Raw genomic sequence first — 12,597 nt, forward strand, 5'->3', positions numbered from 1 at the left:
CCACCCGGACCGCCGGTCCCGGCGCCCGCACGTACGCCATCCCGCCTCGGCGGGACCGGGCTCACCGGTACGCCGGCAGCGGTGCGGAAGCCGGCTCAGGCGGCGATGGTGGCGGAGCCGAGCACGACGTCGCCGGCCGGCTCCGGCCGGTACGCCACGATCGCCTGACCGGCGGCGACGCCCCGGACCGGGCGACGCAGCTCGGCGCGCAGGCCGTCGGCGGTCACCGTCACCGTGGCGGGCACCACGTCGCCGTGTGCGCGCAGCTGCACCTCGCACTCGACCGGCGCGTCCGGACGCACCCCGCCCGTCCACACCGGACGCTCGGCGCGGACGTGCGACACCGCCAGGGCCTCGGCCGGGCCGACGGTCACCGTGTTGGTCTTCGGCGTGATCGACAGGACGTAGCGCGGGCGGCCGTCCGGCGCCGGCCGGTCCAGGTGCAGGCCCCGCCGCTGGCCGACGGTGTACGCGTACGCCCCGGCGTGGGTGCCGACGACGGCGCCGGTGGTCGCGTCGACCACGTCACCGGGTGTCTCGCCGAGCCGCTCGGCGAGGAAGCCGCGGGTGTCCCCGTCGGCGATGAAGCAGATGTCGTGGGAGTCCGGCTTGTCGGCCACGGCGAGCCCGCGGCGCGCCGCCTCCTCGCGGACCTGTGCCTTCGTCGAGTCCCCCAGCGGGAACATCGACCGGTCCAGTTGCTCGCGGGACAGCACGGCGAGGACGTACGACTGGTCCTTGGCGAGGTCGACGCTGCGCCGCAGCAGGCCGTCCGCGCCGAGCCGGGCGTGGTGGCCGGTGACCACCGCGTCGAATCCCAGGGCGACGGCGCGGTCCAGCACCGCGGCGAACTTGATCTTCTCGTTGCAGCGCAGGCAGGGATTCGGGGTACGACCGGCCGCGTACTCGGCGACGAAGTCGTCCACCACGTCGGCGTGGAACCGGTCGGCCATGTCCCACACGTAGAACGGGATGCCGATCACGTCGGCGGCCCGGCGGGCGTCCCGCGAGTCCTCCAGGGTGCAGCAGCCGCGGGCGCCGGTGCGGTACGTCTGCGGGTTACGGGCGAGCGCCAGGTGCACGCCGGTCACGTCGTGTCCCGCCTCGACGGCCCGCGCCGCCGCCACGGCGGAGTCCACGCCGCCCGACATCGCCGCCAGTACCCGCACCTCTACCACCCTTCCCCATCTCCCGTCCGAGCGTAACGACCCGAGACCCCACCCTCGAACTCCCCGCACCCCCGCTGCGACCCACCCCACCCGTCCCAGCGCCCGCGATCACGAAGTGGTGGTGGCCGCAATTGGTGCAGAAGGTGGCACTTCGGGCACCACGGCTGCTGGCCGGCGGTCGCGCGGGGCTCAGCGGGGGGTGCGGTAGCTGGCGGCGCGGCGGGCGCGGTCCACCGCCGCGGGGAGGGCCCTGATCAGGGCGTCGATCTCCGACTCCGTGCTGGTGTGGCCCAGCGTGAAGCGCAGGGAGGAACGGGCGCGGTCGTCGTCGGCGCCCATCGCGATCAGCACGTGGCTCGGCTGGGCCACCCCGGCCGAGCAGGCCGAACCGGTGGAGCAGGCAATGCCCTGCGCGTCGAGCAGGAGCAGCAGCGCGTCGCCCTCGCAGCCGGGGAAGGAGAAGTGCGCGTTGCCAGGCAGCCGGTCCACCGGGTCGCCGTTGAACACGACCTCCGGCACCGCCTGCCGGACCCGCTCGACGAGGTCGTCGCGGAGGGCGGCGACGCGGGCCGCGTACTCCTGCTGGCGCTTGACCGCCGTCTCCACCGCGACCGCGAAGGCGACGATGCCGGCGGTGTCGAGCGTGCCGGACCGGACGTCGCGCTCCTGGCCGCCGCCGTGCAGCAGCGGGGTGGCGGCGACGTCGCGGGCGAGCAGCAGCGCACCCACGCCGGCCGGCCCGCCGAGCTTGTGCCCGGTGACGGTGAGCGCCGAGACGCCGCTGGCGGCGAAGTCGACCGGCACCTGGCCGACCGCCTGGATCGCGTCGGTGTGGAACGGCACGCCGTGCGCGGCGGCGACCGCCGCCAGCGCGGCGACCGGCTGGATCGTGCCGACCTCGTTGTTCGCCCACATCGTCGTCACCACGGCGACCCGGTCGCCGTGCGCGGTGAGCTCGGCGCGGAGCTGATCCGGGTCGACCCGGCCGGCCGCGTCCACCGGGAGGAAGCCCACCTCGGCGCCCTCGTGAGCGGCGAGCCAGTCGACCGCGTCCAGCACGGCGTGGTGCTCGACGGCACTGGAGACCACCCGGGTCCGCCGGCCGTCCGCGGCCCGGCGCGCCCAGAAGACACCCTTGACGGCGAGGTTGTCGCTCTCCGTGCCGCCGCCCGTGAAGATCACCTCGGAGGGTCGGGCGCCCAGCGCGGCGGCCACCCGCTCCCGCGACTCCTCCACCCGCCGGCGGGCACGGCGGCCCGCCGCGTGCAGGGCGGACGGGTTGCCGACCTCGCGGGCGGTGGCGACGTACGCCTCCAGTGCCTCGTCGAGCATCGGAGTCGTCGCCGCGTGATCCAGGTAAGCCATCAGGGTTCAGCCTAACGACCAACCGGGCACCCGCCGGACGCCGGAGTACGCGGGCCGCGAACGGCGGAGCTCGCCCGGTACGCCGGAGCCGGGGCGGGGGTGCGTCTCCTCCCCCGCCCCGGCTCGGCGCGGCCCGGTCAGCCGGCAGGTCGGGCGGCCGACGGGCGCGTCCCGGCGGTCACGCCGGGACGGCCGTGACCACGATGTTGTCGCGGTAGCGGCGGGTCTCGGCGTCGAACGGCCCGCCGCAGGTGATCAGCGTGAGGCGCGGAGCCCCGTCCCGCGCGAAGTACCGCTCCAGCGGGATCTTCGTCTTCCGGTACTCCTCCCGGGCGACCACCCGGTAGGCGCGCTCCCCGCCGGCGCCGTCGGTGACCGTGAGCGTGTCACCCCGGTCCAGCTCCCGGAGCCGGAAGAAGGCGCCCCGGCCCTGGGTGGAGCTGTCGACGTGCCCGGCGATCACCACCGATCCGGCCGTCGCCTCCAGCCCGGGGCCGTACCGGTACCAGCCGATCTGGTCCACGCTGGGCGGCACCTCGAACTCGCCGGTCCGCTCGTTGATCCCGACCGCGTTCACCCTGGCGGTCACCCCGATCGTCGGGATCTCCAGGCGGACCGGCGGGACGACCTCCGGCCCGGCGGGCAGGTCGCCGGCGGTGACCGGAACCGACGACCCACCGCCGGTGGCCGTCGCCGAGGGGCTGGCGCCGGCGAGGGCGGCCGCCTCGTCCGCGCCGACGTCCTCCGCCGGCCGGGTGGCGCAGGCGACCAGCGCGGCGACGGTGAGCGCGGCGGCGCCGGCGGCCATCGCCGCCAGCGCCCCGCGATCCCGCACCGTCACCGGCGGCCGGTCCGGGCGGTGGCGACCCGCGCCCCGCCACCGACCAGCAGGAGCACACCCGCGCCGGCCAGCACGTACCACCAGGTGCCCACGCCGGTGCCGGCCAGGCCGCCGTCACCGCTCGGCACACCGGCCGGGGCCGAGTGCAGGCCGGTGATCGTCTGCGCCACGACCTCCAGGTTGTTCGCCTCGGCGGAGCCGATCGCGTAGACGATCGTCGCGGTGCCCTCGCGCAGGTTCAGGTCGGCCGGGCCGATCGCCACGGTCGAGGTGCCGGCGAGCACGACGTCCGCGCTGACGGTGCCGGCGTCGACGTCGGCCTTGGCCTCGTTCGGGTTGGTCAGGTCCTCGAAGACCGGAGTGCCACCGGCCCGCACGTCCACCGCCGGGGCGGCGGCGGTGTGCCGGACGATCAGCCGCGCCTTGCCGGCGCCGACCTTCGCGGTGTCGTTGACGAACGGCGTGATCTTCGGCTGCCCGTTCGCGTCCAGGTGGGCGGCGATGCTGATGTTCGCCCCGCCCGGCACTTGGGCGTCGTCGACGGTGAGGATCGCGCTGCCGACCGGCTCGCCGGGCTTGGTCAGCGCGATGTCGTACGCCCCCTCCGCCAGGTCCAGCGGGCCCGCCACGTCGCCGGGCGCGAAGTTCGAGAGGGTCTTCTCGCCGTTGACGTAGACGTCGACCGGGGTGTCCGGGATGCCGTGCACCACGGAGACCTTGGACGTCGCGGCGTACGCCGGGGTCGCGGTGACGGCGGCGACACCGGCGAACGTCAGCGCGGCGACCGCGCCGCCGGCGGCCGCCCGGCGGATGTACGAGAGCTGCATGTCTGCCTCCTGGTGATTGGAGCTGATTCGTCAGGCTCGGCTTGCGAAACGGGTTACGCCCGTTCCGCGCCGGCTGGATGCGGCCGGAGACGATTTCTTTTTCTCCGGGCGACCGCATCCGCGGCCGGCCCCCAGGACGAAGAGCGGGTGGGAACGACACGACCAGGAAAGTGGGGCGGAGGCTGTGGGAGTTACAGTCGGGCATGCCCCGAGGAAGGCGAGCCGACCCGTGACGGCGGCACCACAGCAGCCCCCGGGTCCGCCCGAGGACGACCTGGCCGCCCGCTTCCGCGCCGGCGACGAGGCGGCGCTCCGGGAGGCGTACGACCGGTACGGCCGGGCGGTGCTCCACCTGGCCACCAGCACGCTGGCCAACCGCAGCGACGCCGAGGACGTGACGCAGGCGACGTTCGTGGCCGCCTGGTTGGGGCGCGAGACGTTCGATCCGGCCAAGGGGTCGCTGATCGGCTGGCTGCTCGGTATCGGCCGCCGCAAGGTGGTCGACCGGCTGCGCGCCTCGGCCCGGGAGAGCCGGGTGGTCGAGACGGTCCGTCAACTGCCCGACCCGGCCCCGGCCGGTCCCGATCCGGACACCGTGGTCGACCGGCTGGTCGTGGCGGACGAGCTGGCTCGACTCCCCGACGACCAGCGACGCATGCTGGAGCTGGCGTTCTTCGACGACCTGACACACCAGCAGATAGCGGCGGTGACCGGGGTGCCCCTCGGCACGGTGAAGAGTCACATCCGACGCGGCATGCAGAGCTTGAAACGCAGATGGGAGGTGGACGGTGCAACACCTGGACCACGACCGGCTGGTCTTCCTGGCGCTCGGTGAGAGCGAGGCGGACAACGGGGAGAGCACCCACCTCGACAGCTGCGAACACTGCCGCCTCGAGATGGAGACCCTCCAGCACGTCGCGGGCCTCGGCGCCGGCGCGCAGGGCCTGCGGGACCTGCCCGACCCGCCCGAGCACGTGTGGCAGGGCATCGTGGCCGAGGTCCGGGCCGCCGAGGAGCTGCCCACGATCGCGGGCGCGCGCCGCCCGGTGTCGCCGGCCGCGCCGACCGGCACCGCCGACGACCCGCCCGCGGTGGTGCCGTCGCCGCCGGCGCACCGGCGGGCCCGCCGGCCGCGCTGGCTGACGACCGCGGTGACCGCGGTCGCCGCCGCCGCCATGGGTGTGGTCGGCACGCTCACGGTGCTCGGTGTGACCGGCCCGGACCCGCAGCCGGCACCGCCGGTGCTGGCCACGGCGCCGCTCACCGCGTACGGCTCGACCCCGCCGGACGCGAACGGCGAGGCCCGGGTGTTTGACAACGGGCGACTGCACCTGCACGTGGCGAATCTCCCGGACGTGTCGGGGTACTACGAGGTGTGGCTGATCAACCCGGACACCATGGAGATGTTCTCGGTCGGCGTGCTCGGTTCGCAGAAAGACGAGCTGCTCCCGTTGCCACCGAACGTGGACCTTGAGGCATACTCGGTTGTCGACGTTTCCGCCGAGGCGTACGACAACAACACCGCCCACTCCGGCAACAGCCTGCTGAGGGGCACCCTGACGGGCTGATCGGCGGGCCGGCTCAGCTCCCCGGCCCGCCGATCAGCTCCCCTTCCGCCGCAACCGCCGCCGGCCTCACCCGAGCCGGCGGCCGAACCGCTTGTGCACCGCCACGACGGCGCTGACCGCCACGGCGACAGCCACGATCCGCAGCCACGTGTCGGCGCCGATCGGTGCCGTCCGGAACAGCGTGTTCATCACCGGCAGGTAGGTCAGCGCGGCCTGGCCGAGAGCCTGCAGCAGCACCCCCGCGAGGAGCCAGCGGTTGCTGAACAGCCCCAGCCGCCACGGTGAGCGGGTGAGCGACCGGCAGCTCAGCAGGTAGAACGCCTGCACGGTGACGAAGAGGTTCACCGCCGCCGTACGCGCTTCCGGCAACTCCGCCCCGGAGCCCAGCTCCCACTCGAAGAGCCACCAGGCACCGGCCACCAGCAGCGCGGCGACGAGCAGGACCCGGGCCACCAGGGCGCCGGTGAGCAGCGGCTGGGCCGGGTCGCGGGGCGGTCGCTCCATGACCCCGGCCTCCTTCGGCTCGAACGCGAGCGTCAGGCCGAGCAGCACCGCCGTGGTCATGTTGATCCAGAGGATCTGGCTGGGCAGGATCGGCAGCGCCGTACCGAGCACGATCGCGACGAGGACGACCAGCCCCTCACCGGTGTTCGTGGGCAGCGTCCAGGTGATGAACTTGGTGAGGTTGGCGAAGACCCCGCGCCCCTCCTCGACGGCCGCCTCGATCGTGGTGAAGTCGTCGTCGGTGAGCACGATGTCCGCGGCCTCCTTGGCCACCTCCGTGCCGCTCCGCCCCATCGCCACCCCGATGTTGGCCTGCCGCAGGGCCGGCGCGTCGTTGACGCCGTCCCCGGTCATCGCGACCACCTGCCCGTCCGCCTGCAACGCCTCGACGAGCCGGAGCTTCTGCTCGGGCGAGACGCGGGCGAACACCGAGGCGCGGTCCACCGCCGCCGGTCGCTCGGCGTCCGGCAGCTCCGCGAGGTCCGTGCCGGAGAGCACCGCGCCGGGCCCCGGCTCCGCGTCCAGCAGTCCGAGGCGTACGGCGATGGCGCTCGCCGTGGTCCGGTGGTCACCGGTGATCATCTTCACCGCGATCCCGGCGCGCCGGCAGGCGGCGATCGCGTCGGCGACCGCGGCCCGCGGCGGGTCCAGCATGGCGTGCAGCCCGGTGAAGGCCAGGTTGCCGGGCAGGTCCTCCTCCGCCAGGCCGGCACCACCGCCGACCCGCGCCATCGCCGTGGCCAGCACCCGCAGGCCCTCACCGGCGAGTTCCCCGGCGGCCGCCAGCACCGCGCGCCGGTCGAGCGACACCGTCCGCCCCTCCTCGTCCAGCGCCTCGGCGCACCACTCCACCACCCGCTCGACCGCACCCTTGACCAGCACCACCCGCTCGCCGTCCCGGGTGTCGTGCAGGGTCGCCATGAACTGCCGCTCGGACGTGAACGGGATCGCGGCGACCCGGGGCAACTCGGCGGCCACCTCCGCAGCCCGCAGGCCCACCTTGGCCCCGGCCACCAGCATCGCCACCTCGGTGGGGTCGCCGAGCACCACGCACCGGTCGTCCCGCTCGTCCAGCCGGGCGTCGTTGCAGGCGACCCCGGCGAGCAGCGACCAGCGCAGCGCGCCGTCCTGCCCGGTACGCGCGATGCCGCCGTCGGGGTCGCGGATCTCCCCCGCCGCCGCGTAGCCGCTGCCGCTGACGCTGTGCCGGCCGGCGAGCGTCCAGACCGCCCGCACCGTCATCTGGTTCTCGGTCAGGGTGCCGGTCTTGTCGGTGCAGATGACCGTCGTGCTGCCCAGCGTCTCCACCGCCGGCAGCCGGCGGATCACCGCCTGCTGGCGAGCCATCCGCGCGACCCCGATCGCCAGGGTGATGGTGACCGCCGCCGGCAGGCCCTCGGGGATGGCCCCCACGGCCAGCGCCACGGCCGCGGTGAACGTCTCGCCGGCCCGCTCCCCGCGTAGGACGCCGACCGCGAAGGTCACCCCGGCGAGCAGCAGGATCACGACGGTCAGTACCCGGCTGAAGCGGGCCAGCTTGGTTGTCAGCGGCGTGTCCAGGACCTGGGCGCTCCCGACCAGGCGGTGGATCCGGCCCAGCTCCGTCTCCGCCCCGGTCGCCACGGCGAGGCCGGCCGCCGAACCGCCGGTCACCAGGGTGCCGGAGTACAACACGTTGCTCCGGTCGGCCACCGGCGTCTCGTCGGCGACGACGACCTCGTCCTTGCGTACGGGCTGGGACTCGCCGGTCAGCGTCGACTCGTCCACCCGCACCTCGTCGGCGCGGGCCAGGCGCAGATCGGCGGGCACCTTGTCCCCCGCCTCGACCAGCACCAGGTCGCCGGGGACCACGTCGTCCGAGGGCACCCGCCGTGGCCGGCCGTCCCGCACCACCCGGGCCTCGGTCCGCACCATCGTGCGCAGCGCGTCCAGCGCGGCCTCGGCCTTGGACTCCTGGAGGAAGCCGATGACGGCGTTGACGACGACCACTCCGAGGATCACGGCGGCGTCGACGTACTCGCGGAGCAGCAGGGTGACCAGGCCGGCGACCAGCAGCACGTACACGAGGGGGTTCTGGAACTGCCGGAGCAGCCGGCGGAGCACACTGCCGCGGGCGGCGGTCGGCAGCACGTTCGGGCCGAAGCGTTCCCGGCGCCCGGCCGCCTCCGAGGCACTCAGGCCGCGGTGGGTGTCGGTCTCCAGCAGCAGGACGACCTCGTGCACGGCCAGCGCGTGGTGGCCACTTCCGGGCGCCTTCACCGGCATTCGCACTCCTCGTTCCCACGTCCGGGCCGGGGGGTGCGCGGGGGCCCACAGGTCCATCCTCCCAGGTCGGAGCCGCCAGTCGTGCGGTTCCGGGCGGACGGCGGCACGACGAGGGCCGGGAACCTGCCCGGCTCCCGGCCCTCGTCGTGGTGCGAGCTCAGCTCACTTGCGCTTACGGATCTCCTCGGCGGCCTGCGGTACGACCTTGAACAGGTCACCCACCACGCCGAAGTCGGCCAGCTCGAAGATCGGCGCCTCCGCGTCCTTGTTGACGGCGACGATGGTCTTCGAGGTCTGCATGCCGGCCCGGTGCTGGATCGCGCCGGAGATGCCGAGCGCGACGTACAGCTGCGGGGAGACGGTCTTACCGGTCTGGCCCACCTGGAACTGGTGCGGGTAGAAGCCCGAGTCGACGGCGGCGCGGGACGCGCCGACCGCACCGCCGAGCAGGTCGGCCAGCTCCTCGACGAGCTTGAAGTTGTCGGCGTTGCCGACACCGCGACCGCCGGAGACGACCACCGACGCCTCGGTCAGCTCCGGGCGGGAGCCCTTCTGCTCGGCGACCCGGTCGACGACCTTGGCCAGCTTGTCGGTGTCGGTGACCGACACGGTGAGCTGCTCGACCGCCGGGCTGGCCGCGGCCGGCTCCGGGTTGAGCGAGTTCGGCCGGACGGTGACCAGCGGCAGGCCACGGGTGACCTTGGACTTCACGATGGTGGAGCCGGCGAAGGCCACCTGCGTGGCGGTGCCGCCGGCCGTCAGGGCCACCACGTCGGTCAGGATGCCGTTGTCGAGCTTGACCGCGAGGCGGGCGGCGATCTCCTTGCCCTCCTGCGACGAGGCGAGCAGCACGGCGGCCGGCTGCACCCGCTGGACCAGCTCGGCCAGCACGGTCGCCTTCGGGGCGACCAGGTAGCCGTCGATCTCCTCGCTCTCGGCCGCGTAGATCTTCTCCGCGCCGTACTCACCCAGCTTCGCGCTCAGCGCCTCGGCGGCGCCGGGGCCACCGAGCACGACCGCGCTGGGCGTGCCCAGGCCGCGGGCGAGGGTGAGCATCTCCAGGGTGACCTTCTTGACGCCGAATTCCCGAGTGGCTTCGACGACGACGAGAACCTCAGACATGTCCGTACCTGCTCTCACACGAACTTCTCGGTGGCGAGGAACTCGACCAGCTTCGCGCCGCCGTCGCCCTCGTCGGTGACCTTCGCGCCGCCGGAGCGCGGCGGGCGCTTGCTGTGCTCCAGCACGGTGCTGGTCGCGCCGTCGAAGCCCACCTCGGTCGGGGCGACGCCGAGGTCACCCAGGGACAGGGTCTGCACCGGCTTCTTCTTGGCGGCCATGATGCCCTTGAAGGAGGGGTATCGCGGCTCGTTGATGGTGTCCCAGACGGAGACCACGGCCGGGGTCGAGGCGGTGACCACCTCGTAACCCTCCTCGGTCTGCCGCTCGGCGGTCAGGGTCGAGCCGTCCACGGTGAGCTTGCGCGCGCCGGTCAGGGCGGCGACGCCCAGCCGCTCGGCGATCATGTGCGGCATGACCTGGACGCGGCCGTCGGTCGACTCGGCGCCGCAGAGGACCAGGTCGGCGTTGAGCTGGCCGAGCGCGGCGGCGAGCACCTTGGAGGTGGCGACGGCGCAGGACCCGTGCAGGGCGTCGTCGACGACGTGCACGGCCTTGTCCGGCCCCATGGAGAGCGCCTTGCGGATCGACTCGGTCGCCCGGTCCGGACCCATGGTCAGGATGGTGACCTCGCCGCCGTGCGCCTCCTTGATCTTCAACGCCTCCTCGATGGCGTACTCGTCCATCTCGTTGATGACGTTGTTCGCCGAACCGCGGTCGACGGTGTTGTCGTCAGTGCGCAGGTTGCGGTCCGCGCCCGAATCGGGCACCTGCTTGACGAGTACGACGATGTTCATCGCGCTTCGACGACCCTCCTGTGGTTGTGGCGATCGCTCGCCCGGTCTGGGGCGCAGCCTCCCGCGTGACTTAACGCTCGGTCAACCGCGGGCCGCTGTGCAGTTGCCCACGGCGCAATGTTACCCACAAGTAGCTTGCCCTCTCCGGAGGGCGGGGGTGACACAGCTCACCGCGCAGCTCAGGCCGCCTGCGCCAGCGCCGCGCGGATCCGTTCGATCATCGCCGTCTCCTCCGGGCTGACGCCGCGGTGCGCCTGGGCCACCCGGTCCGCCGCGGCGAGCACCACCTCGCGGTACGTGCCGACCTCCGACGGAGCCTTGCTCCGCAGGATCGCCACCGCACGGGTGAGCGCCGGGAGCACCACCGACTCGATCTCCAGCGCCGAGTCCCTCGGCAGCCTGGGCAGCGGGCCGGTGGTCAGCGCCTCCTTGACGACCCCGCTGGCGTCGGCCATCGCACCGGAGGCGGCGAAGCTCTCCCGGAACAGCGCCAGCATGCCGGGGTCGGCGTTGGACACCAGGAAGACCGCACCGAAGGCTCCGGTCTTGAGAGTCAGCCGCTCCTCGGCCGTCAACCGCTGCTCCATGATCACGGAGTGTAGACGTACGGCGTGGTCGTGGTGACCGCGACGAGGCCGAGCCGTTCCAGGATCGGCCGGCTGTCCGCCGAGGCGTCCACCTCAAGCAGCGTGGCGCCGCGCTGCGCGGCGAGCCGGGCCCGGTAGGTGACCAGGGCCCGGTAGATCCCCCGACGACGCCAGGCGGGCAGGGTCGAGCCGCCCCAGAGGGTCGCGAACCCGGTCCCCTGCGGGTACCGCACCCAGCCGGCACTGACCACCTCGTCGCCGGCCTCGGCCACCACCACGGTGATCGACTGCGGGTCGGCGGCGAGCTCCTTCTCCAGGCCGGGCCCGAGGTGGCTGCGGTCGGTGCCCCACACCGCCTCCTCCATCGCCACGATCCGGTCCAGGTCCGCACGCGAGGTGACCTCGCGCAGCCGGACGCCCTCGGGAACGACCGGGAGGGCGGCGGCGATTGGCGCGACCGGCCCGATCACGACGGTCTCCGGCGCTTCCGGCACGAATCCGGCGGCGCGCAGCCGGTCCGCCAGGTCGGCCGGTTCGTCGTGGCCGTGCAGCTTCCACTCGACCGGCTCGCCCCGATCCCGGAAGATCGCCACCTGCCGGGCGATCAGCTCGTCCAGCTCCGCGCCCGCCAGGCCGCCCAGGTCGTGGTACGTGAGGAAGCCGCCGTCGTCGAGGCCGAGGAACCGCAGCAGCGGGCCGTCCCGCTCGATGGACACGCCGGCCGGCAGCGGGTCGGGCACGAAGGCGCGCAGGTGGCGGTCGTACGCCCTCCGGAGGGTGTTCACATCAAGATCCGTCACCAGACCAGGCTACGTCCGGATGGAAGCGGATAATCAGCACGTGTGGCACGCGATCAGGCGGTGGTTCGACCCGCAGGAGCTACGTTCGGTGGGCACCACGCCGGACTACCGCTTCTCACTGGCCAACGAGCGCACCTTCCTCGCCTGGCTGCGGACCGGCCTGGCGCTGGTCGCCGGCGGCCTGGCCACGGCACAGTTCCTGCCGCCGCTGCCGCTGGCCCACCTGCGTGAGGCGATCGCCATCGCCCTGCTGCTGCTCGGCGGGGCTGTCGCGGTCCGGGCCATCGACCACTGGGCCCGCACCGAGCGTGCGATCCGGCTCGGCGAGGAGCTGCCCGCCTCCCGCTTCCCGGCCGTCCTGGCGCTCGCCGTGGGCGTAGGGGCGCTGCTCCTGGTCGCCGCGGTGCTGGTCCGCGCCATCGGCGGGAATGGCTGACCGGGCGTCCGGGGTCAGCCGGCCCGACCCGGGCCTGCAACCCGAACGGACCCGGCTCGCCTGGCGGCGCACCGCGCTGGCGATGACGGTCGTCATGGTGTTGACCGTGCGGCTGGCGCTGCCCCTCGGCGCGGCCGGCGTGACACTCGGCGGGGTGGCGGTGCTCGGCTGGTCGGCGGCGCTGCTCGTCTGCTGGTGGCGGGTGACGGTCGCCCGACGGGCCGCCTACAGCCGGGCCGTGCCGCTGGCCGCGCTGGCCACCGTCGGGTACGCCACGCTCGGTGTCGTGGTGCTGATACGCGGGGTGTGGTAGCCGGCG

13 protein-coding genes are annotated in these 12,597 nt (G+C 73.8%); 4 read left to right on the plus strand and 9 right to left on the minus strand.

The window, feature by feature from the left end:
* Positions 1-95 precede the first annotated feature (95 nt).
* The 4 genes from mnmA to GKC29_RS28340 form a co-directional block, all read right to left on the minus strand.
* Positions 96-1,169, minus strand: coding sequence for a tRNA 2-thiouridine(34) synthase MnmA (mnmA, locus tag GKC29_RS28325; protein ID WP_155333713.1), 1,074 nt, complete (start codon positions 1,167-1,169; stop codon positions 96-98).
* Positions 1,170-1,358: 189 nt separating this feature from the next.
* Complete coding sequence (locus GKC29_RS28330) at positions 1,359-2,534, minus strand: cysteine desulfurase family protein (protein WP_155333714.1); 1,176 nt, start codon at positions 2,532-2,534, stop codon at positions 1,359-1,361.
* Positions 2,535-2,712: 178 nt separating this feature from the next.
* Complete coding sequence (locus GKC29_RS28335) at positions 2,713-3,375, minus strand: class F sortase (RefSeq protein WP_155333715.1); 663 nt, start codon at positions 3,373-3,375, stop codon at positions 2,713-2,715.
* Complete coding sequence (locus tag GKC29_RS28340; RefSeq protein WP_155333716.1) at positions 3,372-4,202, minus strand: DUF4397 domain-containing protein; 831 nt, start codon at positions 4,200-4,202, stop codon at positions 3,372-3,374. The genes GKC29_RS28335 and GKC29_RS28340 overlap by 4 nt, the downstream gene beginning before the upstream one ends.
* Positions 4,203-4,431: 229 nt before the next feature.
* Between GKC29_RS28340 and GKC29_RS28345 the strand changes: the two genes are divergently transcribed.
* Together GKC29_RS28345 and GKC29_RS28350 are read left to right on the plus strand one after the other, a co-directional pair.
* Entirely contained in the window at positions 4,432-5,037 is a 606-nt protein-coding gene (locus GKC29_RS28345; protein ID WP_155333717.1) for an RNA polymerase sigma factor, read from the plus strand.
* On the plus strand, positions 4,991-5,770 hold the full coding sequence (locus GKC29_RS28350) for an anti-sigma factor (RefSeq protein WP_155333718.1): 780 nt from the start codon (positions 4,991-4,993) through the stop codon (positions 5,768-5,770). Before GKC29_RS28345 ends, GKC29_RS28350 begins: the two co-directional genes overlap by 47 nt.
* Before the next feature lie 66 nt (positions 5,771-5,836).
* Here GKC29_RS28350 and GKC29_RS28355 read toward each other — a convergent pair whose 3' ends face one another.
* The 5 genes from GKC29_RS28355 to GKC29_RS28375 all read right to left on the minus strand — a co-directional run bounded on the left by GKC29_RS28355 (position 5,837) and on the right by GKC29_RS28375 (position 11,842).
* Positions 5,837-8,539 (minus strand): HAD-IC family P-type ATPase, encoded by a 2,703-nt coding sequence (locus GKC29_RS28355; protein WP_155333719.1) that lies wholly within the window; start codon positions 8,537-8,539, stop codon positions 5,837-5,839.
* A gap of 162 nt (positions 8,540-8,701) precedes the next feature.
* Positions 8,702-9,661, minus strand: a complete 960-nt coding sequence (locus tag GKC29_RS28360; RefSeq protein WP_155333720.1) for an electron transfer flavoprotein subunit alpha/FixB family protein — start codon at positions 9,659-9,661, stop codon at positions 8,702-8,704.
* Positions 9,662-9,675: 14 nt separating this feature from the next.
* Positions 9,676-10,455 carry an electron transfer flavoprotein subunit beta/FixA family protein gene (locus tag GKC29_RS28365; RefSeq protein ID WP_155333721.1) on the minus strand — a complete coding sequence of 260 codons (780 nt, stop codon included), beginning with the start codon at positions 10,453-10,455 and terminating at the stop codon, positions 9,676-9,678.
* Between the two features lie 179 nt (positions 10,456-10,634).
* Entirely contained in the window at positions 10,635-11,048 is a 414-nt protein-coding gene (locus GKC29_RS28370) for a hypothetical protein (protein ID WP_155333722.1), read from the minus strand.
* Positions 11,045-11,842, minus strand: coding sequence for a GNAT family N-acetyltransferase (locus GKC29_RS28375; RefSeq protein WP_155333723.1), 798 nt, complete (start codon positions 11,840-11,842; stop codon positions 11,045-11,047). Before GKC29_RS28375 ends, GKC29_RS28370 begins: the two co-directional genes overlap by 4 nt.
* Positions 11,843-11,882: 40 nt before the next feature.
* On the opposite strand from GKC29_RS28375, the gene GKC29_RS28380 reads away from it, so the two are divergent.
* Together GKC29_RS28380 and GKC29_RS28385 are read left to right on the plus strand one after the other, a co-directional pair.
* Positions 11,883-12,278 (plus strand): YidH family protein, encoded by a 396-nt coding sequence (locus GKC29_RS28380; RefSeq protein WP_155334384.1) that lies wholly within the window; start codon positions 11,883-11,885, stop codon positions 12,276-12,278.
* Positions 12,271-12,591 (plus strand): DUF202 domain-containing protein, encoded by a 321-nt coding sequence (locus tag GKC29_RS28385; protein ID WP_155333724.1) that lies wholly within the window; start codon positions 12,271-12,273, stop codon positions 12,589-12,591. The genes GKC29_RS28380 and GKC29_RS28385 overlap by 8 nt, the downstream gene beginning before the upstream one ends.
* Positions 12,592-12,597 lie beyond the last annotated feature (6 nt).

The sequence above is a fragment of the Micromonospora sp. WMMC415 genome, assembly GCF_009707425.1.
GTDB lineage: Bacteria > Actinomycetota > Actinomycetes > Mycobacteriales > Micromonosporaceae > Micromonospora.